This is a genomic window from Diaphorobacter sp. LI3 (assembly GCF_022807955.1).
GTDB lineage: Bacteria > Pseudomonadota > Gammaproteobacteria > Burkholderiales > Burkholderiaceae_C > Diaphorobacter > Diaphorobacter nitroreducens.
Window position 1 is genome coordinate 1479749 of the sequence record NZ_CP094346.1, and the last position, 25048, is coordinate 1504796.

Annotated in this window: 19 protein-coding genes; 8 read left to right on the forward strand and 11 right to left on the reverse strand. The window is 69.2% G+C overall.

Features of this window, described 5'->3' with window-relative positions; genetic code table 11:
* Positions 1–29 precede the first annotated feature (29 nt).
* From MRB47_RS06840 to MRB47_RS06855, 4 genes are all read left to right on the forward strand, one after another.
* Positions 30–1232, forward strand: a complete 1203-nt coding sequence (locus MRB47_RS06840) for an ABC transporter substrate-binding protein (RefSeq protein ID WP_015913847.1) — start codon at positions 30–32, stop codon at positions 1230–1232.
* 83 nt (positions 1233–1315) lie between these two features.
* Positions 1316–2512 (forward strand): ABC transporter substrate-binding protein, encoded by a 1197-nt coding sequence (locus MRB47_RS06845; RefSeq protein WP_123675978.1) that lies wholly within the window; start codon positions 1316–1318, stop codon positions 2510–2512.
* Positions 2513–2560: 48 nt separating this feature from the next.
* Complete coding sequence (locus MRB47_RS06850) at positions 2561–3445, forward strand: branched-chain amino acid ABC transporter permease (protein WP_088886333.1); 885 nt, start codon at positions 2561–2563, stop codon at positions 3443–3445.
* An 18-nt stretch (positions 3446–3463) separates the two neighbouring features.
* On the forward strand, positions 3464–4465 hold the full coding sequence (locus MRB47_RS06855) for a branched-chain amino acid ABC transporter permease (RefSeq protein ID WP_088886334.1): 1002 nt from the start codon (positions 3464–3466) through the stop codon (positions 4463–4465).
* Between the two features lie 201 nt (positions 4466–4666).
* Here the strand turns inward: MRB47_RS06855 and MRB47_RS06860 are convergent, their stop codons facing one another.
* Genes MRB47_RS06860 through MRB47_RS06870 form a run of 3 tightly spaced genes read right to left on the reverse strand, consistent with a single transcriptional unit; the run spans position 4667 to position 9543 of the window.
* Positions 4667–5809: a carotenoid 1,2-hydratase gene (locus tag MRB47_RS06860; protein ID WP_252102288.1), complete on the reverse strand. Its 1143-nt coding sequence runs from the start codon at positions 5807–5809 to the stop codon at positions 4667–4669.
* Complete coding sequence (locus tag MRB47_RS06865; protein WP_252102289.1) at positions 5809–6900, reverse strand: PLP-dependent cysteine synthase family protein; 1092 nt, start codon at positions 6898–6900, stop codon at positions 5809–5811. Before MRB47_RS06865 ends, MRB47_RS06860 begins: the two co-directional genes overlap by 1 nt.
* A 9-nt stretch (positions 6901–6909) precedes the next feature.
* Complete coding sequence (locus tag MRB47_RS06870; RefSeq protein WP_252102290.1) at positions 6910–9543, reverse strand: FtsX-like permease family protein; 2634 nt, start codon at positions 9541–9543, stop codon at positions 6910–6912.
* 137 nt (positions 9544–9680) lie between these two features.
* Here MRB47_RS06870 and MRB47_RS06875 point away from each other — a divergent pair, with 137 nt between their 5' ends.
* A complete protein-coding gene (locus MRB47_RS06875) occupies positions 9681–10109 on the forward strand; it encodes an Hsp20/alpha crystallin family protein (RefSeq protein ID WP_015913840.1) in 429 nt (142 codons plus the stop codon).
* On the opposite strand, the gene MRB47_RS06880 is transcribed toward MRB47_RS06875, so the two are convergent.
* Genes MRB47_RS06880 through MRB47_RS06890 form a run of 3 tightly spaced genes read right to left on the reverse strand, consistent with a single transcriptional unit; the run spans position 10106 to position 12997 of the window.
* A complete protein-coding gene (locus MRB47_RS06880) occupies positions 10106–10783 on the reverse strand; it encodes an ABC transporter ATP-binding protein (RefSeq protein WP_252102291.1) in 678 nt (225 codons plus the stop codon). The genes MRB47_RS06875 and MRB47_RS06880 overlap by 4 nt on opposite strands.
* Complete coding sequence (miaA, locus tag MRB47_RS06885; RefSeq protein WP_252102292.1) at positions 10780–11751, reverse strand: tRNA (adenosine(37)-N6)-dimethylallyltransferase MiaA; 972 nt, start codon at positions 11749–11751, stop codon at positions 10780–10782. The genes MRB47_RS06880 and miaA overlap by 4 nt, the downstream gene beginning before the upstream one ends.
* Positions 11741–12997 (reverse strand): multidrug effflux MFS transporter, encoded by a 1257-nt coding sequence (locus MRB47_RS06890; RefSeq protein WP_252102293.1) that lies wholly within the window; start codon positions 12995–12997, stop codon positions 11741–11743. The genes miaA and MRB47_RS06890 overlap by 11 nt, the downstream gene beginning before the upstream one ends.
* Before the next feature lie 144 nt (positions 12998–13141).
* On the opposite strand from MRB47_RS06890, the gene MRB47_RS06895 reads away from it, so the two are divergent.
* Positions 13142–14131, forward strand: a complete 990-nt coding sequence (locus MRB47_RS06895; RefSeq protein WP_252102294.1) for a 2-hydroxyacid dehydrogenase — start codon at positions 13142–13144, stop codon at positions 14129–14131.
* A gap of 7 nt (positions 14132–14138) precedes the next feature.
* Here the strand turns inward: MRB47_RS06895 and MRB47_RS06900 are convergent, their stop codons facing one another.
* The 3 genes from MRB47_RS06900 to MRB47_RS06910 form a co-directional block, all read right to left on the reverse strand.
* Positions 14139–14576, reverse strand: a complete 438-nt coding sequence (locus MRB47_RS06900) for an HIT family protein (protein ID WP_252102295.1) — start codon at positions 14574–14576, stop codon at positions 14139–14141.
* Between the two features lie 98 nt (positions 14577–14674).
* A complete protein-coding gene (locus tag MRB47_RS06905; RefSeq protein ID WP_252102296.1) occupies positions 14675–16561 on the reverse strand; it encodes an EAL domain-containing protein in 1887 nt (628 codons plus the stop codon).
* A 224-nt stretch (positions 16562–16785) separates the two neighbouring features.
* Positions 16786–17808, reverse strand: coding sequence for a porin (locus tag MRB47_RS06910; protein WP_088886342.1), 1023 nt, complete (start codon positions 17806–17808; stop codon positions 16786–16788).
* 255 nt (positions 17809–18063) lie between these two features.
* On the opposite strand from MRB47_RS06910, the gene MRB47_RS06915 reads away from it, so the two are divergent.
* Together MRB47_RS06915 and MRB47_RS06920 are read left to right on the forward strand one after the other, a co-directional pair.
* A complete protein-coding gene (locus tag MRB47_RS06915; RefSeq protein ID WP_252102297.1) occupies positions 18064–18687 on the forward strand; it encodes a Crp/Fnr family transcriptional regulator in 624 nt (207 codons plus the stop codon).
* 250 nt (positions 18688–18937) lie between these two features.
* Positions 18938–21040 (forward strand): diguanylate cyclase, encoded by a 2103-nt coding sequence (locus MRB47_RS06920; protein ID WP_252102298.1) that lies wholly within the window; start codon positions 18938–18940, stop codon positions 21038–21040.
* A 35-nt stretch (positions 21041–21075) separates the two neighbouring features.
* Here MRB47_RS06920 and xdhB read toward each other — a convergent pair whose 3' ends face one another.
* Complete coding sequence (gene xdhB, locus MRB47_RS06925; RefSeq protein ID WP_252102598.1) at positions 21076–23358, reverse strand: xanthine dehydrogenase molybdopterin binding subunit; 2283 nt, start codon at positions 23356–23358, stop codon at positions 21076–21078.
* Positions 23359–23444: 86 nt separating this feature from the next.
* A complete protein-coding gene (xdhA, locus tag MRB47_RS06930; protein WP_252102299.1) occupies positions 23445–24968 on the reverse strand; it encodes a xanthine dehydrogenase small subunit in 1524 nt (507 codons plus the stop codon).
* Between the last annotated feature and the right edge of the window lie 80 nt (positions 24969–25048).

Here is a 25048-nt window from a genome sequence, read left to right on the forward strand (position 1 = left end):
TTCGTTTCGCACCCACCAAGGAGACAACAATGCAAAAGACACTCAAGACACTGGTCGCAGTGATGGGGGCCGCCGGCCTGGCGGTATCCGCCATGCAGGCCCATGCGCAGGACAAGGTGAAGATCGGCTTCATCACCGACATGTCCAGCCTCTACGCCGACGTGGAAGGCAAAAACGGTGCTCTGGCCATCCAGATGGCCATCGACGACTTCGGCGGCAAGGTGCTGGGCAAACCCATCGAACTGCTCTCCGCCGACCACCAGAACAAGGCCGACATCGCTGCCAGCAAGGCACGTGAGTGGATCGACACGCAGAACCTGACGATGCTGTTCGGTGGCACCAACTCCGGCACTGCCCTGGCCATGGCCAAGGTGGCCGAAGAGAAAAAGCGCGTGTACTTCAACAGCGGCGCCGGTTCCTCCGCGCTGACCAACGACCAGTGCACGCCCTACACCGTGCACTACGCCTACGACACCGTGGCCCTGGCCAAGGGCACGGGCGGCGCCGTGGTGAAGCAGGGCGGCAAGGACTGGTTCTTCCTGACGGCCGACTACGCCTTCGGCCAGGCGCTGGAGAACGACACCGCCAAGGTGGTCAAGGAAAACGGCGGCCGCGTGGTAGGCAACGTGAAGCACCCGCTGAACGCGTCCGACTTCTCCTCCTTCCTGCTGCAGGCACAAAACTCCAAGGCGCAGATCCTGGGCCTGGCCAATGCCGGCGGCGACACCATCAACGCCATCAAGGCGGCCAAGGAATTCGGCATCAACAAGAACATGAAGCTGGCCGGCCTGCTGGTGTTCCTGACCGACATCCACAGCCTGGGCCTGCGCAACACCGAAGGCCTGCTGCTGACCACCAGCTGGGACTGGAACCTGAACGACAAGACGCGCGAGTTCGGCAAGAAGTTCTTCGCCAAGACCAAGCGCATGCCTACGGACATCCACGCGGCCGACTACTCCGCCACCATGAACTACCTGAAGGCCGTGCAAGCCGCCGGCACTACCGATGCCGACAAGGTCATGGAGAAGCTCAAGTCCACGCCGATCGACGACTTCTATGCCAAGGGCACGATCCGCGCCGACGGCCGCTTCGTGCACGACATGTACCTCATGCAGGTGAAGTCGCCCTCCGAATCCAAGGAACCCTGGGACTACTACAAGGTCGTGGCCAAGCTGCCCGGCGACCAGGTGTTCACCACCAAGGCCGAGAGCAAGTGCGCCCTGTGGAAGTGAGTTGAGCCACGGCCCCGGGCACTGCCCGGGACCGCGCGCGTCGACGTTGCAAACCAAAGCATGAAAGACAAAGGAGACACCACATGAAAGCGAAGCTCACGACATTGGCGTTCGTGCTCGGGGCCGCAGGGCTCATGGCGTCGACCGCGCACGCGCAGGACAAGGTCAAGATCGGTTTCATCACCGACATGTCCAGCCTCTACGCCGACGTGGAAGGCAAGAACGGTGGCGTGGCCATCCAGATGGCCATCGACGACTTTGGCGGCAAGGTGCTGGGCAAACCCATCGAGCTGCTGACGGCCGACCACCAGAACAAGGCTGACATCGCCGCCAGCAAGGCGCGCGAGTGGATCGACACGCAGGGCCTGACCATGATCTTCAGCGGCACCAACTCCGGCACTGCGCTGGCGCTGGCCAAGATCGCCGAAGAGAAAAAGCGCGTGATGATCAACAACGGCGCGGCGTCCTCTGCGCTGACCAACGACCAGTGCACGCCCTATACCGTGCACTACGCCTACGACACCGTGGCCTTGGCCAAGGGCACGGGCGGTGCCATCGTCGATGGCGGCGGCAAGAGCTGGTTCTTTCTGACGGCGGACTATGCCTTCGGCCATGCGCTGGAAGCCGACACCTCCAAGGTCGTGAAGGACAAGGGCGGCACGGTGGTGGGCGCGGTGCGCCACCCGCTGAATGCGTCCGACTTCTCGTCCTTCCTGCTGCAGGCGCAGAACTCCAAGGCGCAGATCCTGGGCCTGGCCAATGCCGGCGGCGACACCATCAACTCGATCAAGGCGGCCAAGGAATTCGGCATCGGCAACAGCATGAAGCTGGCCGGCCTGCTGATCTTCTTCAGCGACGTGCACAGCCTGGGCCTGCGCAACACCGAAGGCCTGCAGTTCACCACCAGCTGGTACTGGGACCTGAACGACGAGACGCGCAAGTTCGCCGACAAGTTCATGGCCAAGACCAAGCGCCGCCCCACCGAGATCCAGGCTGCCGACTACTCGGCCACGATGAACTACCTGAAGGCCGTCGAGGCCGCCAAGACCACCGACGCCGACAAGGTGATGGAGGCCTGGCGCGCCATGAAGATGAACGATTTCTTCGGTTCCGGCTACCTGCGTGCCGACGGCCGCTACGTGCACGACATGTACCTCATGCAGGTGAAGTCGCCGTCAGAGTCCAAGGGCACCTGGGACTACTACAAGCTCATCAAGAAACTGCCGGGTGAACAGGTGTTCACCACCAAGGCCGAGAGCAAGTGCGCCCTCTGGAAGTGATCGCGCTGCTCTCCTGATCCGACTCCCCTACATCAGCGTTCAGTTCCCATGGAAATTTTTGGTGTTTCATTGCCGGCCATGCTGAGTCAGCTCCTCCTGGGGCTGGTCAATGGCTCGTTCTACGCGATCCTCAGTTTGGGGCTGGCCGTCATCTTCGGCCTGCTCAACGTGATCAACTTCGCGCATGGTGCGCTGTTCATGCTGGGGGCGCTGATCACCTGGATGGCCATGAACTACTTCGGCGTCAACTACTGGGTGATGCTGATCTGTGCTCCGCTGATCGTAGGGGTGATCGGTGTGGTGATCGAGCGGCTCCTGCTGCGCTGGATCTACAAGCTCGACCACCTGTACGGCCTGCTGCTCACGCTGGGCCTCACGCTGATGATCGAGGGCGTGTTCCGCTCGATCTACGGCGTCTCCGGCCTGGGCTACGACACGCCCGAGCTGCTGGAGGGCGCGACCAACCTGGGCTTCATGATCCTGCCCAACTACCGCGCCTGGGTGGTGGTGGCCTCCATCGTGGTGTGCATCGCCACCTGGTACGTGATCGAGAAGACCAAGCTGGGCGCCTACCTGCGCGCCGGTACCGAGAACCCCCGCCTGGTGGAAGCCTTCGGCGTCAACGTGCCCGTCATGGTGACGCTGACCTACGCCTTCGGCGCAGCGCTCGCGGCCTTCGCCGGCGTGCTGGCGGCGCCCGTGTACCAGGTCACGCCGCTGATGGGCCAGAACCTCATCATCGTCGTGTTCGCGGTGGTGGTGATCGGCGGCATGGGCTCCATCATGGGCTCCATCCTCACCGGCCTGGGCCTGGGCGTGATCGAGGGCTTCACCAAGGTGTTCTACCCCGAAGCCTCGTCCACCGTCGTGTTCGTCATCATGGCCATCGTCCTGCTCATCCGCCCCGCCGGCCTGTTCGGCAAAGAGAAGTAAGCCAACGGGGTGAACCACATGAACGTCAATAAATTCGCTCCCATTGGCTACGGCCTGCTGCTGCTCGGCCTGATCGTCGCGCCCTTCCTTGGCGCCTATCCGGTGTTCGTGATGAAGCTGCTGTGCTTCGCGCTGTTCGCCTCGGCCTTCAACCTGCTGCTGGGCTACACGGGCCTGCTGTCCTTCGGCCACGCGGCCTTCCTGGGCGGCGCGGCCTACGTGACGGGCCATGCCGTGAAGGTGTGGGGCGCCACGCCCGAGCTCGGCCTGCTGGCCGGCCTGCTGGCCGGTGCGCTGCTGGGGCTGGTGATGGGCTTCTTCGCCATTCGCCGCCAGGGCATCTACGCCACCATGATCACGCTGGCCCTGGCACAGATGCTGTTCTTCGCGGCATTGCAGGCGCCCTTCACGGGCGGCGAGGACGGCCTGCAGGGCGTGCCGCGCGGCAAGCTGTTCGGCGTGCTCGACCTGTCGAGCGACTTGACCATGTACTACGTGTGCCTGATCGTGGTGGTGGTGGCCTTCCTGCTGATCGTGCGCACCATCCATTCGCCGTTCGGGCAGGTGCTCAAGGGCATCAAGGAAAACGAGCCGCGCGCCATCTCGCTGGGCTACGACACCAACCGCTTCAAGCTGCTGGCCTTCGTGATCTCGGCCGCCATTGCGGGTCTGGCCGGCGCGCTCAAGACCCTGGTGCTGGGCTTCGCCACGCTGTCCGACGTGCACTGGAGTGCTTCCGGCCACGTGGTTCTGATGACGCTGGTGGGTGGCCTGGGCACGCTGAGCGGCCCGCTGGTGGGCTCGGCCGTGGTGGTGCTGCTGGAGAACAAGATCGGCGAGCTGGGCACGCTGCTCGCGCAACTCACGACCATCGACTGGTTCAACACCCTGGGCGAGTCGGTGACCATCGTCACGGGCCTGATCTTCGTGGTCTGCGTGCTGGCCTTCCGTCGCGGCATCATGGGAGAGATCATCGCCTGGCTGGAGCGCCGCCGCACAGGGGGCAGCGGCAGCCACTGACGCCCTCGTCACCGCATGCCGGCTGGGCCAAGCCCCAGGCCGGCGGCACCCTCGGCCATGCGCGGCAACCGCCCTGCATGGCCGCTTTGTTTTTGATAGCTGGCGGCGCTTGTTGTATCTAGGGTCTAGGTGCAAATCGGGTGGAAATGCCCAAAAGCAAAGCGCTGGCAGCTATCACATGCATAGCGACAGGCCGCACCGTCAGCCCAGCCGCAGGCGCTGCGCATAGCCCGTCATCTCCAGATAGCCCCGCCCCACCTCGGGGCCGGCCGGTTCGCCCGCATCGCCCCGCGCCCGCGCTGCATGCAGCGTGCACAGCCCTTCCCAGTAGATCGCGCCGGTGGAGCCGCGGCTGTCCAGCTCCTGCGCGTCCAGCAGCGCACGCACGATGAAGCCGCCCGCGGGCGTGTCCACACGCCACTGCACCGGGTAGCGCGCGCCGCTGGCCGGGCTGTGCCAATGGCGCAGCGGGGAGAACACCACGGCCTCGGACGCGAACACCTGCGCGGTGTCCGCTCCTGCGGGCCGCCAGGAGCCGCCGGCCCAGAGCGTGCTGCCGTCGGCGCGTCGCAGGCGGAACGCGGTGAGTGCGGCGCCGTCGTGCAGGTTCATGCCGATCCAGTCCCAGCCCACGGCCTCGGGGTGCATCAGCGCCTCGCTCCACTCATGGTCCATCCAGGCGCGGTTGGCGGGGGCGGCCAGCGGTTGCACCGGCATGCGCCGGCCCGCGAGGGTGATGGCGCCCGTCACGGCCAACTGGGGCTGGCTGTAGTAGTAGCTGGCCTGCGCCGCGTCGGGCCCCTTGCGCGACAGGCCGGCCTGGCCCTGCAGCAGCACGGGCTGGGTGCTGGCGCAGTCCAGTTCCAGCGCAAATCCTTCTGCCTGCGCGCGCACCTCGTAGCGGCTGCCGCCCGGCGCGCTGCTGGCATGGCGCGTGAGCGACCAGTCGCGCAGGCGCACCTGCGTGTCGCCCTCCAGCGCCTCGGCAATGCCGAAGCCCGCGCGGGCAATGCGCTGGTCGTGCAATTGGCGACGGCCTTGCACGTCGGTCAACGCCGCGTGCGCAAACACGAGCTGGCGCGCGGCGAAGGCCGACTGCATGCCCTGCGTGGCATCCACGCGCGTGCGAAAAAAGGTGATCTGAAAGCCCCACAGCCGCTCGTCGGCCTGCGCATGGCCGGTGATGTACCACCACTCGGTGCGCAGATCGGGGTGGCTGCCGTGGTCGCGCGGGAAGGCGAGCGTGCGCGGCGCCAGGGCCCAGGCGGGAGAGCCCCAGCCGGTGGCACTCCAGCCCAGGGTGCTCTGGGCTGCGAGCACCAGCAGCGCGCGGCGCCCGACCATCAGGCCAGCAGCGCCTGCAGCCGCCCGTGCGCGGCCGCGCAGTCGCCCAGGCAGCGCTGCACCCAGGCGTCGTCATGGTAGGTGGGCAGGTAGCGCTCGCCCGCGTCGCACAGCAGCGAGAGGATCGACCCCCGCTGCCCCTGCGTGCGCATCTCCTGCGCCAGCCGCAGCATGGTGACGAAGTTGGTGCCCGTGGATGGGCCGACGCGCCGCCCCAGCAGGGTGGACAGCGCGCGCATGGCGGCGACGGAGTCGTCGTCGGCCACTTCCTCCATGCGGTCCACCAGCGTGCGGATGAAGCTCGGCTCCACGCGCGGGCGGCCAATGCCTTCGATGCGCGAGCCCGGCGCGGTGAGCGTGGCGTCGCCCGTGCGGTGGTAGGCGCCGAACACCGAGCCCGCCGGGTCGGCCACGCACACCTGCGTGGCGTGGCGCTGGTAGCGCACGTAGCGGCCGATGGTGGCGCTGGTGCCGCCCGTGCCCGCACCCACCACGATCCAGCGCGGCACCGGGCGGCGCTCGCGCTGCATCTGGGTGAACATGCTCTCGGCGATGTTGTTGTTGCCGCGCCAGTCGGTGGCGCGCTCGGCGTAGGTGAACTGGTCCATGTAGTGGCCGCCGGTGTCGGCGGCGATGGCGCGCGCCGCGCCGTACACGTCGCCCGCACGCTCCACGAAGTGGCAGCGTCCGCCGTAGAACTCGATCAGCGCGATCTTCTCGGCCGAGGTGCTGCGCGGCATCACCGCCACGAAGGGCAGGCCCAGCAGGCGCGCGAAATACGCCTCGCTCACGGCGGTGGAGCCGCTCGATGCCTCCACGATGGTGGAGCCCTCGCGCACCCAGCCATTGCATAGCGCATACAGGAACAGCGAGCGCGCCAACCGGTGCTTGAGGCTGCCCGTGGGATGGGTGGATTCGTCCTTCAAATACAGGTCGATGCCGGCGCTGGCGAACGCGGGCAGCGGCAGCGGGATCAGGTGGGTGTCGGCGCTGCGCTGGTAGTCGGCCTCGATGCGGGCGATGGCCTCGTGCAGCCAGTCGCTGCCGGCCGCCGGGGCGGAAAGAGAGGAGGGGGACAACATGGCCCGCATTGTCGGCGACTACCAGTCTTCCTTGACGGCCATCACCGCGTCGCGGCCCGCGGCCAGGCGGCCTGCCAGCCAGGCGGTCAGCGTGCCTACCGCCACCACGGCCAGGGCCAACGCGCCCAGTCGCGGCCAGGGAACGGCCAGGTCCATGGTCCAATGAAAGCTCTGCGGGTTCACCACATGCACCAGCACCGTCGCCACGGCCAGGCCCAGCAACGTGCCGGCCACTGCGCCCACGGCCGTCCAGGCCGCGCCCTCGCCGGCGACCACCGCCAGGATCTGCCGCCGCGTGAGCCCCAGGTGGGCCAGCAGCCCGAATTCCTTGCGCCGCGCCAGTACCTGTGCGCTGAAGCTGGCCGCCACGCCGAACAGCCCGATGCCGATGGCCACCGCCTGCAGCCAGTAGGTGACGGCGAAGCTGCGGTCGAAGATCGCAAGCGACCGTGCGCGGATCGCATCGGCCGAGGTGAATTCCAGTGCATCCGCCGCCGAGGCGCCCAGACTCTCGCGGGCCTGCTCCAGCACCTCGCTGCGCAGCGCGCCGGCCTCGCGGCCCGGCATGGGCCACAGCGCCAGGTCGCTGGCGCGCGCGTCACCCGTCAGGCGCGCAAAGTCCTGCAGGTCCAGCGCGATGGCGCCGTGCTGGCGCACATAGTCGCGCCACACACCAGCTACGAAAAATGTAGCTGCTGGCGCTTTTTCAGACTGCGCTGGGGGCCTGAAAACCTCTGAAAGCCGCGGCCAGTCCGCGCCTGGGCGGGCGCCGTACAGGTCCACCACCGCCTCGCTCACGTACACGCCGACGCGCCCTGGGGGCACGGGGCGCGCAGGGTCCACCAGTGGCAGAGCGCGGGCCGGGTCGCCCTCCAGCGGCCGGGCCAGCAGCGCGACGGGGGCGCGGTCGGGTGCGAGTTGCAGGCTGCTGGTGCGCAGCGCCTGCACGCGCGCCACGGCGGGCAGGCGCGCCACGGCATGGACGAAATCCGGGGGGAATACCGCGGCCTCGTCGCCGCTGGCGCCGCCGGCCGCGCGCAGGTACAGCGGCGCGGGCAGCACGCTGTCCAGCCACTGGCTGACCGAGCCGCGAAAGCTGCCTACCATCACCGTCAGCGCCACGGCCAGGCTCAGCGCCGCCACCACGCCGCCAACGGCCACGGCGGCGCTGGCGCGCATGCGGCGGGCGCGTTCCAGCGCCAGCAGGGCCAGGGCATGGCCCGCCGCCAGCGGCTGCAGCCGCGCCAGCAGCGCCTGCACCAGCCAGGGCAGCAGGGCAATGCCGCCGATCAGCAGCAGGCCCACCGCCACGTAGGCCGCCAGCGGTATGCCAAAAATGGGCGGAAGCGTTGCCAGTAAAGCGCTAGCAGCTATCAAAACAAGACCGATCCAGGCGCGCGCGCCGCGCCCGGCCTGCGCACCCAGGCCCTTGAGGGTCTGCGCCGGCGGCAACTGCTGCGCATGGCGCGCGGGCCACCAGCCGCCGATCAGCGCGGCCGCTACGCCCAGCAGGCCGTAGAGGAGCGCCGCCGGTGTACTCCACTGCAGCGCAGGCTGTGCACCGGTGAAGTAGCCGCCGCCCAGGTCGCCACCCAGCAGGGTGAGCGCCAGCGCCGCCAGCGCCGTGCCCAGGGCGATGCCGGCCACGCTGCCGATGAGGCCCAGCGCGCAGGATTCCAGCAGCACCAGCGCCTGGCGCTCGCGCGGCGTGGTGCCCAGCACGGCCAGCAGCGCGAACTGCGGCGCACGCTGCGCCACGCTGAGCGCCAGCACCGAATACACCAGGAAGCCTCCGGTGAACAGCGCCACCAGCGCCAGCACCGTGAGGTTGACGCGGTACGCGCGCGAGAGGCTGTCCACCCGCTGCACATCGTCCTGCGGCGCGGCGAACTGCACGCCCGCCGGCCAGCCGGGCAGGGCGGCCAGCACCTGCTGCACGCTGGCGGGCGTGCTGCCGGGCTGCAGTCGCAGGTCGATGCGGGTGAGCTGCCCCGCGCGGCCGAACAGATCCTGCGCGGCGCCGATGTCCATCACCGCCAGGGGCGCGCCGCCCGCGGCCACCGTGCCCGCCACGCGCACGGGGTGCGCCGCCAGGCCTGCCTGCAGTGTGATGGCGGGGGTCTGTGCGTCGATGGTGCCCAGGCCCAGCGCCTGTTGCGCCGCAGGGTTGAGGAACACGCTGGCGGGCGCCAGCATGGCCAGGCGGTCGGCGCCGTCGTAGGCACGCGGCGCCAGGGCCGGCGCCATGGCGGGCAGCAGCAGCGCATCGGCGCCCAGCACGCGCAGCGCCACGGGTGTCTGGCCGCGGGTCGCGGACGCCCGTACCGGCACTTCCAGCCACGGGCTGGCCAGGCGCACCTGCGGCTGGCGGGCAACCTCGCCATAGAGCGATTCGGGCAGCGCGCCGCGTGTGGCGCGCAGTTCCAGGTCGGGCTGACCGTTCACCGCGCGCACGGCCTGGGCGAATTCGTCCAGCGCTGACGCATTGATCACATGCACTGCGAACCCCAGCGCCACGCCCAGCATGACGGCGGCCACGGCGGCTGCGCTGCGCCCGGGGTGGTGGCGCAGCGCACGCCAGGAGAAGGTGCGCAGCAGGGCGGTCAGCATGCCGCGATTGTGCGGCCCGCGGCGCATGGAGTTGCGCTGCATCAAATTCAAACGTGCGGGGGTTCTTGAACCGCGGCGCGACAGCGCCTATATAGCCTGAAGACGGCGGGGGCCGACCTCGCCGGACGGATGGCCCGTGCGGGCCGCTTCACCTTGTTCTCGAAAGAAGGAGTTTCATCATGAATTCACTGGTCACCCGTGGCAGCTTGTTTGACGATTTCTTCAAGGACTTTGCGCCGGGCTTCTATGTCCGCCCGCTGCACGGCGATGGGCTGCCCACGCCGTCGCAGATCAAGATCGACGTGAAGGAGGACGACGCCGCCTACACCGTGCATGCGGAGGTGCCCGGCGTACCCAAGGAGGACATCCATATCTCCATCGATGGCAACGTGGTCAGCCTGCGCGCCGAGGTGCGCCAGCACGACGAGAAGAAAGAAGGCGAGAAGGTGCTGCGCAGCGAGCGCTACTTTGGCTCGGTGGCGCGCAGCTTCCAACTGCCCGTGGATGTGGACGCCGCCCAGTGCAAGGCCAAGTACGACAACGGCGTGCTCACGCTCACGCTGGCCAAGAAGCAGGGCAACAAGACCCAGCGCCTGACGATCGACTAAATCGCTTGCGCCGGGCGGATACCCTGCGCCGTGAGGCGCAGCACCCGGTCCGCCCGCGCCGCGGCGGCCTGCGAATGGGTCACCAGCACCAGCGCGGCGCCGTGCTCGCGGGTCTGGGCGATGAGCAGATCCATGACCAGCGCCGCCGTGGTGGGGTCCAGGTTGCCCGTGGGCTCGTCGGCCAGCAGCAGGGCGGGGCGGTGCACCAGCGCGCGGGCAATGGCCACGCGCTGCAATTGCCCCCCGCTGAGCTGCTGCGGCAGCCGCTCGCCCAGGCCTTCCAGGCCCACGGCGGCCAGCATCTGCTGCACGCGCCGCGCATCGGGGCGGTTGAGCAGCATCAGCGGCAGGCCCACGTTCTGTGCCACGTCCAGATGCGGCAGCACATGGAAGGCCTGAAACACGAAGCCCACATGGGCGCGGCGCCACAGGGCGCGCTGCGTGTCGTCCAACTGCCCCAGATCCACGCCCTCGTGCAGCACCTGACCGGCATCCCAATGGTCCAGCCCCGCCAGGCAGTTAAGCAGCGTGGACTTGCCCACGCCCGAGTCGCCAACGATGGCGACGAACTCTCCGCGCTGCACTTGCAGTTCCACGCCCTCGAACACCGCCTGCCCGCCGTAGTGCTTGGCAAGGCCGCGCACCTGCAGCAGGGACGTGGGTTGGGCGCTCATGCGCGGCCACCCCACACGCGCGCGCGCACGGCCTGCACCAGTTGCGCAGTGGCGTCGGGCGCGTCGCAGGCGATCGAATGGCGCTGGGGCATGCTGCGCAGCCAGGTGATCTGGCGCTTGGCCAACTGGCGCGTGGCGGCAATGCCGCGCTCCGGCAGGCTGCTCATCGGGTAGAGGCCGTCCAGTGACTCCCACGCCTGGCGGTAGCCCACGCAGCGCATGCTGGGCAGCTCGGCGTCCAGGTCGCCGCGCGCACGCAGGCGCAGGACTTCGTCCAGAAAGCCGGCGGCCAGCATGGCGTGAAAGCGCTCGGCAATGCGCCCATGCAGCCAGGCGCGGTCGTGTGGCTCCAAGGAAAAAAGGCTTGCAGCGCTCATCGGGCGGCCGCTGGCAGCTACGGTTTTGGTCGTGTGAAAGCTCGACAGCGGCCGGCCCGAGACATGCCACACCTCCAGTGCGCGCTGGATGCGCTGGCTGTCGCCGGGTGCCAGGCGCGCGGCGGTCGGCGGGTCCACGCGCGCCAGTTCGGCATGCATGCCGCTCCAGCCGATGGCGGCGGCCTGGGCCTCCAGGCGCGCGCGCACGGCGGCGTCGGCGGGCGGCATGTCGTCGATGCCGTCAAACAGCGCCTTGAAATACAGCATGGTGCCGCCCACCAGCAGCGGTAGCGCGCCGCGCGCGCGGATCTCGCCGATCAGACGCGTGGCGTCCTGCACGAACTCGGCCGCGCTGTAGGCCTGCAGCGGGTCGCGGATGTCGATCAGGTGGTGCGGCACGCGGGCCTGCTCGGCGGGCGTGGGCTTGGCGGTGCCGATGTCCATGCCGCGGTACACCAGTGCCGAGTCCACGCTGATGATCTCCACCGGCAGGCGGGGCGCGAGCGCGTCGGCAATGGCAAACGCCGCCGCCGTCTTGCCCGAGGCCGTGGGCCCAGCCAGTGCGAGCGCGGGAATGTGGTCAGCGGGCATGGGCAACCTCCTGCGGGGCATGGCGCTGCACCAGCGTCCAGGCAATGGCCGCCAGCAGCAGCGACCACAGGGCCACGCCTTGCACCAGCGGCCACACGCTGCCGTCCAGCGCCCCGCCCAGCCACTGGCCGATGGCGAAGCCCGCCAGCATCATCATGAAACCATTGAGCGCCGAGGCCATGCCCGCCGCCTGCGGGAACGGTCCCACCGCGCCCGACTGCCCACAGGGCTGGTGGATGCCGTGGCCCACCATGTAGAGGTAGAACGGCGGCAGCAGCGCGGCCACGCTGTGCCAGCCCAGCGCGGCGGCGAGCAACATCAGCAGGCCGCCGCTGGCCGACAGCGCGCCGGCGATGGCGACCGTGCGCTTGAGGCCGTGGCGCGCCAACAGCCGCCGGCACAGCAGCGTGCCCAGCAGGTACGCCACGGCCGTGGACAGCAGCGCCAGCCCGTACTGCGTGCGCGAAATGCCCAGCACGTCGAGGTAGACGAAGGACGAGGCCGCGAGGAAGGTGAACAGCCCGCCATAGCTGGCCGTGGTGAGCAGCGAGAACGCCCAGAACGCGGGCGTGCGCAATATCTGCACCGCGGTGCCTGCCAGCATGGCGGGGCGCAGGGCGTGCGGGTTGCGCTGGTGCAGCGTCTCGGGCATGCGCAGCGCCACCAGCGCCAGCGTGCCCATGGCGTAGCCGGTGAGCGCCAGCAGTGCCGCGCGCCAGTTGAACCACTCGGTCAGCAGCCCGCCCAGCGGCGCGCACAGGCAGGCCACGAGCCCCAAGCCGGTCAGCGCCTTGGACATGGCGCGTGCGCCCGCCAGCGGCGTGTACAGGTCGCGCACGATGGCGCGCGCGCACATCACCACGGCGCCCATGGCGACGCCCTGGGCCGTGCGCCAGGCGATGAGCACCGCCATGGACGGCGCCAGCGCCGCGCCCACCGCCGCCAGCGTGTACATCGCCAGCCCGGTGAGCAGCACCGGCCGGCGGCCGAATCGGTCGGACAGCGGCCCCCATGCCAGTTGCGAGCAGCCAAAGGCCAGCAGCAGCGCGGACAGCGTGAGTTGGCCTGCGGCCACGGGTGCGTTCAGGCTGCGCGTGAGCGCGGGCAGGGCGGGCAGGTACAGATCGGTGGTGACGGGCTGGATGCTCAGCAGCAGGGCCAGCACCAGGATGGCCAGGCCGGGAGGCACAGGCACGGGTACCGCAGGCGCCTGCTGCGGGCCGATGGCGGCGGACGGGACGGACATGATGCGCGCGAGGGTAGCAGAGTCGATGGCGCGCCAGACCCAAGGCCCCGCACCCCCGCCGGGGCTTGGAGCGGTGCGCAGGGCAGGCCCAACGCATTTGGGTGAAAATGGCCTGTACCGCCCTATGGACAAGCGCGAGCAGCTATGAAAAACGTAGTCCACTGCGCGCATTCAGCTTCGAGCAACGCCGTGACCTCCACCACCCGCATTCCCTTGCTTATCCTCAACGGCATGACGCCGCAGCACCTGGACCAGATCGGACAGCGTTTTGACGTCTGCTATGCCCCCACGCCCGACGCGCGCGCCCAGGCCATCGCACAGCAGGGCGCGCGCTTCAGGGCGGTGCTGACCATCGGCGCCGTCGGTCTCACGGCGCAGGAGATCGCCGCCATGCCCGCGCTGGAGCTGGTGTGTGCCCTCGGCGCGGGCTACGAGAACGTGGCGCTGGACGCCGCCCGCGCGCGCGGCATTGCGCTGGCCAACGGCGCGGGCACCAACGACGACTGCGTGGCCGACCATGCGTTCGGGCTGCTGATTGCCATCGTGCGTGGCATGCGCACCCTGGACCAGCAGTGCCGCGCGGGCGTGTGGCGCGACGCGATCGGCCTGCCGCCCAATGTCTCGCGCAAGCGGCTGGGCATCTTCGGGCTGGGCACCATCGGCCACAAGATCGCGCGCCGCGCGGCAGGCTTTGACATGGAGATCGGCTACCACAACCGCAGCCCGCGCGCGGAGGTGCCGCACCGCTACTTCCCCAGCCTGCAGGAGCTGGCCACCTGGTGCGACGTGCTGGTGTGCGCCACGCCGGGCGGGGCGTCCACGCGCCACCGCGTCAATGCCGAGGTGCTGCAGGCGTTGGGCCCCCAGGGCTACCTGGTGAACATCGCGCGCGGCAGCGTGGTGGACACGCAGGCCCTGGCGGCCGCGCTGCGCGAGCGCCGCATTGCCGGCGCGGGGCTGGATGTGTACGAGAGCGAGCCCGCGCCGCCGCAGGAGCTGGTGGGCCTGGACAACGTGCTGCTCACCCCGCACGTGGCCGGCTGGTCGCCCGAGGCCGTGCAGGCCAGCGTGGACCGCTTCCTGGCCAACGCCGAGGGCCACTTTGCGGGGCGCGGCGTGGTCTCGCCGATCTGACCGCAGACTACAGCGCCGCGCGCAGGCGCTCGGCATAACCGGCCAGCACGGCGGCTGGCGGCTCCTGGCGTGGCCAGGTGAAGGTGATGCCGTCGTCCTGGTGGCGCGGCACCACGTGCAGGTGCACATGCGCCACCGTCTGCCCGCCCAGCGCGCCATTGGCCTGCAGCAGCGTGAGCCCGGGCGGGTCGAACGCGGTGCGCACCGCCAGCGCGACGCGGCGCGCGGTCTGCATCAGCGCCGCGGCCTCTTCGGGGGTCGTGTCGAGCAAGGTGGCCGCATGCCGTTTGGTAGCGACGAGGACATGACCCGGCGTGACCTGGCCGATGTCCATAAAGGCGATCGTGAGCGCGTCCTCATAGACCTTGGCACTGGGGATCTCGCCGGCCACCAGCCGGCAGAAGATGCATTGGCCGGGCGGCGAGGTGTCAACGAACATGGGCACGGGCGGTCTCTCCTGTAGGTTGGAATATTCAGGTTGGCCGCGGATGGGGATGCGGTGACCCTGTCGCGCTGGAGTGTAAGGACCTAGTGCGCGCCGGCCTAGGCCCGCGGCGCGGCGCGCGCCGCATCGATGGTCGTCAAGGGCGATTGCAGGCAGACCAGCCCGCCTGGGCCGGCGTCGCGCCAGGCGATGCCCGCGTGCGACTGCTTGGCATCGCGCTTGGCCAGCGCCGCGAGGTTGGCCACCTCTTCGGCATGCTCCATGCTGCCCGGCGACACGCGCACCGCGCCGATCGACAGCGTGGTACAGCGAAAGAAGCGGTTCACGCCATGCCGGTCCTCGGCCCAGATGCCGCCTTCTTGGCGCGCGGATTCATCGAACAGGGCGATGGCCTCGCGCGCGAACGAGTCCACGATGCGCTGGCAGCGCGCCAGCCAGTCGCTGCTCTGGAACAGCAGCATGAAGTCGTCACCGCCCACATGGCCCACGAAGTCGGCCCGCGGGTCGCAGTGCGTCAGCGCCAGCCGCGCCACCAGGCGGATCATCTGGTCGCCGCGCCAATAGCCGTAGTGGTCGTTGAAGGGCTTGAAGTGGTTCAGGTCGGCGTAGCAGGCGACGAAGGCCGCGCGGTTGTCCAGCAGGCGCTGCATGTGCAGGCTGATGGGGATGTTGCCGGGCAGGAAGGTGAGGGGGTTGGCGTGGCGCGCGGCCTCGATGCGCGCTTCGGTCACGCCGCGCACCAGTTGCTCGCCGGTGCCCAGGCCCGCGTAGCGCCCGTTGTCGGTGACGATGAAACCGTCGTTGAGGTAGCGCTGGTCCTGCGAGGTGAGGATGCCCACCAGATGCTCCACGTCGCAGTCCATCTCCACCACGCGCGGCGACGTATTGGCGAACGCCATGCAGGGCTTGCGGCCGTGCACCTCGCGAAAGTACAGCGTGGCGTAGTGGTTCATGAACTCCTGGCGGTTGATGAGCGCCACGGGGCGTTCGCCCTCCAGCACCGCAATGGCGTGCAGATCGCCATGCGTGCGAAACAGCTCGGCCACCGCGTCGTTGCTGGTGCAGGGCGTGACGGTGGGCGCCTGCGCCATGAGCAGGTTGCGCAAGATGCCCGGGCGCATGGGCTGGCCGCCGTGCGGCAGCACGGCCACGCGGCGGTCCCGCAGCACGGCCAGCGCGGGCGGCTCGATCGCCAGGCGAGCGGTACGCGCGGGCCGGCCCAGCAGGTAGCCCTGGCCGTAGGAAATATCGAGGTCGCGCAGCGCGCGCAGCTCGTCGCTGGTCTCGATGCCTTCGGCCACCAGCGTGGTGCCGAACACTTCGGCAATGCCGCGGATCGCCTGCAGCATCTGCAGCTTCTCGGGGTGCTGGCCGATGTCGCGCGTGAAGTACTTGTCGATCTTCACGAAGTCCGGGCGCACCTCCAACCACAGGCGCAGGCTGGAATGGCCGTCGCCGAAGTCGTCCAGCGCCAGGCGCATGCCACTGGCGTGCACCTGGCGCAGTGCGTCGCGCAGCGGCACCAGGTCGTGCACGCGCTCGTGCTCGGTGATCTCCAGCACCACCATGTGCGGTGACACGCCCAGCCGGCGCACCACGTGGGCCAGAGGCTCCGCGCCGCACAGCCCGACGCCCCAGACCAGCGCGTCGGCGCTGATGTTCACGAACAGCCGGCCCGGCGTGGCCTGCTGGCCCCATTGGGTGAGTGCCTGCGCGACGCACAGCAGTTCGAAGTCGTGCAGCAGGTCTTCGGCGCGTGCCTGGGCCAGCAAGGCGTCGGGCGACTGCAGCGGCGAGTTTTCCGGGCCGCGGATCAGCGCCTCGTGTGAATAGAGGTTCCCCTCGCGCAGGTCGGCCAGGGGCTGGAATACGCAGTGCAGCCCACCCGCGCGCAGCAGCCGCGCCAGCGGCCCTTCGCCCCGCCGCACCCTGGGTGACAGCGAAGGCAGCAGTGCGCGCAGAGACAGCCGCGGAGCATCAGGCATCGGTAGCAATTGGTAACTGTTAAAAGGGGAGCGTAGGCCTTCCGGGTGACAGGCCCGTGACGCGCATGCGCCTGGCAAGGGCGATGGACGGTATTGAATTAATAGCTGCTGGCGCTTTGTCCGTAAGCGTCAGGGCCACTTTTCATTGGTGTATCTGCGGGCAAAAAAAAAGCACGCGGCGCATGGCGCCGCGTGCCGTGCAGTGGCCGACAGGGCCGGCTTCGTCAGAACCGGTGGCGGATACCCACGCCGAAGCTGTTGCCCGTGGACTGGTTGGTGATCTTGTCGTTCATGTACATCGCGTACACGTCCGTGCGCTTGGACAGGTTGTAGTCATAGCCCAGCGTGAAGGTTTTGCGGTCCAGGTCCGAGTCCGTCAGCTCGGTCTTGACCCAGGAAGCCAACAGGCTGCCGCCGCCCAGCGGGGCCGATGCGCCGACCTGCATCGTCTTGGCCTTGCCGGGGCTGTTGTCGGCCTTGGTCTGGCCGTAGCTCAGGTAGGGCTTCACGACGTTGAAATCGTAGGCCGCGGCCAGCATCCAGTCCTTCTTGGTCGTGCCTAGGTAGGTGCCCTGGCCGGGGTTGCTGATCTGGTCGCGCTCGTAGTAGCCAGTCAGCGTCAGCGGGCCGCCGAAGTAGAAGAAATTAGCGCCGACGTTCTTCTTGCCGTTATCGCCCGGCAGTTCGCCGAACTGGTACTGCAGGTTGGCCTTGAAGCCGCCGATGTCGGGCGTGCTGTAGGCGATCTGGTTGCTCCAGCCTGTGTCGGACGGGGTGGTGGCCTGCCAGCCGGAGGCGTTGAACAGCGGCACGTTCTTGTGCAGGATCAGCGGCGAGAACGTGAACGAGTCGCCCAGCGGGTTGCCCACCACGGACGGCAGGAAGTTGGGTGCCATCCAGCGGCCCAGCAGCACGGAGCCAAAACTGCCCGACAGGCTCACGTTGGCATCGCGCGAGAAAAACGTGTCGCCCGGAAAGCGGCCCTGCGTGCCGGCATCCACCTGGATGAACGAGGTGAGCTGGAAGTTGGCCTTCAAGCCGCCGCCCAGGTCTTCGGAGCCGGTGAAGCCGAACCACGAGGTAGTCATGCCACCGCTGTTGACCACCGAGCGGCGGTCGGCGTCGCCGGCCATCTTCATGGAGCCGACGTAGACGTCGGTCAGACCCGAAAGCGTGACGGAGGTTTGGGCGTGCGCCGTGGCCGCGCACAGCGTGGCGGCGGCAATAGCGATCAAATGGCGGTACATGGGTTCTCCTCTGTAGGGCGGGGATGCGCGGCTGGCGCAGGGGTTGTTATGACGGTTTCGTGTCAGGCAGCGATTGTGGTCAAGCAAACATCATGCCGCCAGCCTTTTTCGTGTTTTTGCAACACTGCGAACGCAAGTTGTTGCGCCCGGACCCGCCGGAACGGCGCGTGAGGCGGCCCGGCACTCCGGCGGTTGCACGTCCACTTTTGATTTCGCTCAAAGCAGGACGGGCGGTGCGCCGGCACAGTGGCGGTCATGTTCCCCCTACCGTCCTCCGACCAGTCCGCACAGATCGAGGTGGCCACCGCGGGCGAGGTGCTGCGTGAGCGCCACCAACAACCTGCGTCCGTGCTCTACCTTGACAGTGGCCGCGTGCTGCTGGGCGTGCGCGAGGACGGCGTGATGCGCCACCAGCTTGGTGTGGTCGAAGGGCCGTTCTGGCTCGACGCCGCCACCGCGCTGCTGGAGCAGCCCTGCGCCGTGGACATGGTGGCGGACACCCGCGTGCAGTTGCGCCGGCTACCGCTGGAGGACTTCAAGCGCACCTTTGATGAGTTGCCCGTGGGCGCACAGGCGCTGCTGCGCGACATGGCCACCGGTTACTGCCAACAGACGGAACTGGCCGTGAGCCGCCTGGCCCAGGACGCAGAAGCCCGCTGCGCCCAGTGGCTGCTGCGCCATGCGCAAAACAGTGAAGACGGCGGCTTGCGCGTTACGCTGCACCAGCGCAAGCGCCTGATTGCGGCGCAGTTGGGCATTGCGCCCGAGACGCTCTCGCGTGTGCTGCGCCATCTGCGCGAGCACGGCCTGATCGCTGGCACGGGCAACGTGCTGAGCCTGCCGCAGCCCCGCGCGCTGCAGCTGGTGGCCGGCGTCTGAGCACACGCTGGGCACTCCGCCCGATGGGGCCGCTGCGGCGGCCCTTTTGCATCCAGTTGTTACCGCTCTCTACCTGAAGGCCTGAGGCGTCAGGGTTTTTCCCGCGCCGTCACAGGGTTCCACCCAGTCTGGAGCCGGGGGTGCCTGCGTATATTGGTTCGGGCCTCTGGTGAGGCTGTAGCCCCCCTACGACCATGGTTCGCGCCTTCCTCGATCCTCTCGTTTCGGGCGCTTCGAACGCGGAGCGCCCATGACACCGCCCGAGCATGTTGCCGCGTGGGAAGACGTGGCGCCCGAGCGGGAGCCTGAAGGCTTCGCATGGCTGCCCGGTCCGCTGGTGGGCAAGCTGCTGGCGGTGGCGGCGCTGGCCATCGTGCTCTCCGCAATGCTCACCGTGTGGGTGCTGTCGCGCGCCGCGGGCCAGGAGGTCATGCAGCGCCTGGTCAGCCAGCAGAACGACGAGGTGGAACTGGTGGCGCGGTTGCTGGCCAGCAAGATCGAGCAGAGCCAGAAGGTGCTTGCCACCGTGGCCGAGGGCATCACCCCCGAGCTGTTGGAGTCCCCCGCGTCGCTGGAATGGCTGCTGCAGCAGGGCCTGCCGGCCGTGCGCTTCTTCGACGCCATCCAGGTTGCGCGCAAGGACGGCAACCTCGCCATCAACCTGCGCTATGGCAAGCTGGAAAAGGCCTCGGGTCTGGACCCGGGCGAGCGCGATTACCTCGTGCGCACGCTGCTGGACGGCAAGCCGCTGGTGTCGGGCCTCATCGGCGCCACGCCGGCCGAGGCGCGCGTGATGTTCACCATGCCGCTGCTGCGGGGGGAGGGCCGCGTCATCGGGGCCGTGGCGGGCGTGCTGCGGCTGCAATCGCAGGGACTGCTGCCGCATTCCCTGGCGCTGCCTGCGCGCAGCGACTCGCAGCTGGTGGTGTTCACGCGCGACGGGGTGATCCTGGCGCACCCCAATATGGAGCGCGTGCTGGGCCAGGTGGCCGACGAGCCCGGCCTGGGCGAGGCCTATGCGCGCTGGCGCCGTGCGGACGATGCGCCGCTGGCCGGCCGCGCGCAAACCACCGTGCAGGCGGACCACGTGGTGAGCTTGGCCAGCGTGCCCATGCCGCAATGGGTGGTGGCCCGGGTGAGCGCTTCGCAGGCCGTGCTGGCGCCAATGCAGGGTGTCCAGCGCCGGGCCTGGGCGCTCGCGGCCGCGGCCACGGCGCTGGTGGCCCTGTTGGCGCTGGGCGCCATGCTGTGGATCGCGCGCCCGCTGATCCTGCTGCGCCAGCGTGCCCGAGCGCTGATGGACGCAGAGGCCGCTGGTGCGCCGGCGAGCGGGTCCGCCGGGCATGACGGCCCATGGCCGCACAGCCCTGGCGAGGTGGACGATGTGGTGCGCGTCTGCACCCGGCTGTTGGAACACCGGCGGCTGCAACAGCGTGGGTCGGAGGCGTCGGCGCGCCAGTTGCGTGCGGTGCTGGCGCACGTGCCGCTGGGCATCGTCGTCAGCCGCGACGAGCAGGTGGAGGTCGTGAGCCAGCAGGCCGGCCGCATGCTGGGCTATGCGCCGGCGCAGCTCCAGGGGCGCCGGCTGACGGATCTGCTGGCCTCGCCGCCCGGCGCAGCGGATGTGGCCCAGCAGGTGCGTGCGCGGTTTGCGGCCCACGGCAGCTTCGATGGCGAACTGCCGCTGCTGCGCAAGGACGGCAGCACGCTGTGGGTGCGGGCGCAGGGGCAACTGGTGGAGCCCGGCGTGCCGTCCAGCGGCCTGGTGTGGTCGCTGGAAGACTTCACTGCGGAGCGTGCAGCGCGCCAGCAGCAGTCCTGGGAGCGCGCCCACGACCCCTTGACCCAACTGCTCAACCGCGCGGAGTTTGAGTTGCGCCTGCAGATGCTGCTGGACGCGCGTGCTGCGCGGGGCCCGCGGGGTGTGTCGGAGGAAGACGGCGGGGTGCTGCTGTTCATGGACCTGGACCATTTCACCGTGGTCAACGACGTTGCCGGCCATGATGCGGGCGATGACGTACTGCGCCATCTGGCTCGTCTGCTCGAATCGGAAGTGCGGCACAACGGCTGGGCTGCGCGCGTGGGCGGCGACGAGTTCGCCATCGTGCTGCCGGGCAGCTCCTTGGCGCGCGGGCAGGCCGTAGCCGAGCAGTTGCGCGCCGCCGTGCAGGCGTGGGAGCCCGCATATGGCGGGCGTAGCTTCACCCTGGGCCTGAGCGTGGGGCTGGTCCCGCTGGCGCCCGGTGCGCACGGTGTGGCGGCGCTGCTCTATGCCGCCGACATGGCCTGCTACCAGGCCAAGCGCGCCGGGCGCAACCGCATCGCCGTAGGCAGCGTGCAGGTACCGGCCTGAACGGCTCGGCTGGCATGGCCGCACACGGCGGCGGGTTACTCCAGCCGCCCGATCGCGCGCAGCACGTTCTCTGCCGTGGCGGGCGCGGTCAGTTGCACGGGCGCGCGCACATCGGCGTCGTCCCCCCGGGCCGCAGCGATTGCATTGCGCAGTGCTTCGTACACGCTGATGGCCAGCATGAACGGGGGCTCGCCCACGGCCTTGCTGCCGCCCACGTTGTCCTCGCGGTTGGGCTGGTGCCACAGCTGCACGCGCAGGTGCTCGGGCACGTCGCCCGTGGCGGGGATCTTGTAGGTGCTGGGGGCGTGCGTGGCCAGGCGTCCTTCGTCGTTCCACACCAGTTGCTCGGTGGTAAGCCACCCCATGCCCTGCACGAAACCGCCCTCGATCTGGCCGAGGTCGATGGCCGGGTTGATGCTGTGGCCCACGTCGTGCAGGATGTCCACGGCCAGCACGCGGCTCTCGCCGGTGTGGGTGTCGATGGCCACCTCGGTGCAGGCGGCACCATAGGCGAAGTAGTAGAAGGGCCGGCCGGTGAGCGTGGTCTTGTCGTAGTGGATCTTGGGCGTGCGGTAAAAGCCGTCGCTCCACAGCTGGATGCGGTTGGCGTAGGCCTCCTTCACCACGTCCTCCCAGCGCCGCGTGCGCTTGGGGGATATGACCTGCCCACCCGCGAAGCGGATGGCGCCCGCGCCGCAGCCGTCCAGCCCGCAGACGAACGCCGCCAGGTTGTCGCGTACATGGCGGGCCGCGAACTGCGCGGCGCGGCCGTTCAGGTCGGTGCCGCTGCTGGCGGCGGTGGCGCTGGCGTTGGGCACCTTGGCGGTGTCGCTGGCAGTGACCAGCACGCGGGAGAGGGGCACGCCCAGCTCATCGGCCACGATCTGCGCCACCTTGGTGTGCAGGCCCTGGCCCATCTCAGTGCCACCGTGGTTCACCTGCACGCTGCCGTCGGTGTACACGTGCACCAGCGCTCCAGCTTGGTTGAACTGCGTGGCCGTGAAGCTGATGCCGAACTTCACCGGCGTCAGGCCCAAACCGCGCTTGAGCACGGGGTTCGCGGCATTCCATGCCGAAACGGCCTCCTGCCGTTGCCTGTAGAGCGCGGACTGCTCCAATTGCGGTAGCAAATCGTGCAGGATGTTGTCCTCCACGGTCATCTGGTAGTGGGTCACGTTGCGCTCGTGCAGCCCGTAGAGGTTGGCCATGCGGACGTCCAGCGCGTCCCGGCCCAGGGCGCGGGCGATGTCGCCCAGAATGGTTTCGATGGCGATCACCCCCTGCGGTCCGCCAAAGCCGCGGAACGCGGTATGGCTCTGGGTGTGCGTCTTGCAGCGGTACGAGGCGATCTCCACATGTTCCAGGAAGTACGCGTTGTCGCAGTGGAACACCGCGCGGTCGGCCACGGGGCCCGACAGATCGGCGCTGAAGCCGCAGTTGGCGGCCATCATCAGTTTGAGGCCGGTGATGCGCCCGGCGTCGTCAAAGCCCACGTCCCATTCGTAGGCGAAGGGGTGGCGCTTGCCGGTGACCATGAAGTCGTCGTCGCGGTCCAGGCGCAGCTTGACGGGCCGGCCGAACTTGTGCGCCGCCAGCGCCGCCCACACGGCCAGGTGGCCGGCCTGCGTTTCCTTGCCGCCAAAGCCGCCGCCCATGCGCCGGCACTCCACGCGCACCGCGTGGCTGTCGATGCCCAGCGCATGCGCCACCCAGTGCTGCACCTCGCCGGGGTGCTGGGTGCTGGAGTGGATCAGCCACTGCCCCTGTTCCTGCGGCAGGGCATAGGCGATCTGGCCCTCCAGATAGAAATGCTCCTGCCCTCCGACTTCCAGACGCCCCTGCAGGCGGTGCGGCGCCTGCGCCAGCGCCTGGGCCGCGTCGCCCCGGCGCACGTGCACGGGCGGTAGAACATAGCTCTCGGCGGCCAAGGCGTCCCGTACGGTGAGGATGGCGGGCAGGGCGGTGATGCTCAGCTTCACCTGCCGCGCCGCGCGCCGCGCCTGCATCACCGAATCGGCCACCACCAGGCCGATCACCTGGCCGATGTGTTGCACCGTAGCCTGCGCGAACACCGGCTCATCATGGGCGAACGCCGCCAGTACCGGATCGCCTGGAATGTCCTGTGCCAGCACCACGCCGTGCACGCCCGCAAGCTGCAGTGCGGCTTGCGTGTCCACGCTTTCCAGCCGCCCGTGCGCCACGGTGCTGAGGATGGGGGCGGCGTAGAGCGTGCCCTTTACCTCGGGCAGGTCGTCGATGTAGTGGGCGCTGCCTGCCACCTGTGCGCGTGCGCTCTCGTGCGCGTGGGGCTGGCCCATGGCGGGCTGGGTCATGACCGTTGGGTTGCCAGCGGCCGCGCGGCCAGAGGTCGTGCGCGCAGTGGGAGCGTGGTCGTCATCGCGCTTCATGGCGTGGCCTCCAGCGTCAGGGGTTGCAGGCGCTCCAGCGCTGGGGTCTCCGCACCGCCGCGGGTCTCGCGCCAAAAGCGGCGCACCAGCGCGCCTAGCACTTCACGGCGATAGGCGCCGCTCGCGCGCATGTCACTGATGGGGTTGAATTCGGCCTGCAGCACGGCGGCGGCGCGCTCGGCCGTTGCGGCGGTCCAGGGCTGGCCGGTCAGCGCAGCCTCGGTCTGGCGGGCGCGTGCCGGGGTGGCGGCCACGCCGCCCGCGCCGATGCGCGCCCGGGTGATGGTCTGCCCTTCGATGCGCAGCTGGATGGCCAGGCACACGGCAGAGATGTCGTCGTCGAAGCGCTTGGAGACTTTGTAGGCCGCCAGCCGCTGGTCCGCCAGCCCCTGGTCTGGCGTGGGCAGAGGTAGGTGGATGAAGGTGAGCAGCTCGTCTGCCGCCAACTGGTTCTGCCGGTAGCCGGTGTAGAAATCCTCCAACGGCATGCGCCGGCTGCCGCGCGTGCTGGCCAGCTCCACCTGCGCCCCCAGCGCGATCAGCAGCGGCATCGAGTCGCCAATGGGCGAGCCGTTGGCCACGTTGCCCCCCAGCGTGCCGCTGTTGCGCACCGGCAGGCCCGCAAAGCGCGCGGCAAAGCGGTGCAGTTGCGGCCAGTGGGCTTGCAGCGCAGAGAAGGCATCGGTGAGCGATACGGCCGCGCCCAGCGTGAGCTGGCCGTCGTGCTCGGCCACGCCGGTCAGTTCCGCGGCGCGCGTCACGTCCAACAGGCGCGGGAAGCGGCGGTGCTGCTTGGTGATCCACAGGCCCAGGTCGGTGGCGCCGGCCACCAGTTGCGCGTCGGGGTGGGCGGCGCGCGCGGCCAGCAGATCAGGGAGCGTGGCCGGCGAGATATAAGAGAAATCGGCCTCTAGCGCTTGCGGGGTAAGCGCGAGCAGCTCCAATTGTTGTAGCAACGCGGTTTCGTCCACCTGCACGCGCGGCAGTTGCTGCATCTGCTGTGCGGCATCCAAGATGGGGCGGTAGCCCGTGCAGCGGCACAGGTTGCCCGACAGCGCCTCGGCCGCCTGCGTGCGCGTGATGCCTCGGTTCTGGCAGACCTCGTTCTGGTACAGGCCGAACAGGCTCATGGCAAAACCCGGCGTGCAAAACCCGCACTGCGAGCCGTGGCATTGGACCAGCGCCTCCTGCACGGGGTGCAGTGCGCTGCACTTTGGGTCGGACGCGGGCCGGATCAGCGGGTCGTGCGCCAGGTCCTCCACGGTCCACAGCGCCATGCCGTCGATGGAATGGGCCAGGCGGATGCAGCTGTTGACGGCCTGGTAGTGCATGCGGCCCTGGCGCGCCTCGCCCAGCACCACGGTGCAGGCGCCGCAGTCGCCTTCGCCGCAGCCCTCCTTGGTGCCGGTGGCGCCCAGGTCCTCGCGCAGAATCTCCAGCAGGGTGCGGTCGGGCGCGATGCCGTGCAACTGCACGGTCCGGCCGCGGCGGATGAAGCGTAAGGGGCGGGGCGTTGTCATGTACCCAAGGGTATGCCGCAGGCGCCGGCTTGACCATAGGGCGGTACACATAACCCCGCCGGCGTGGTTGGTGGCCGACG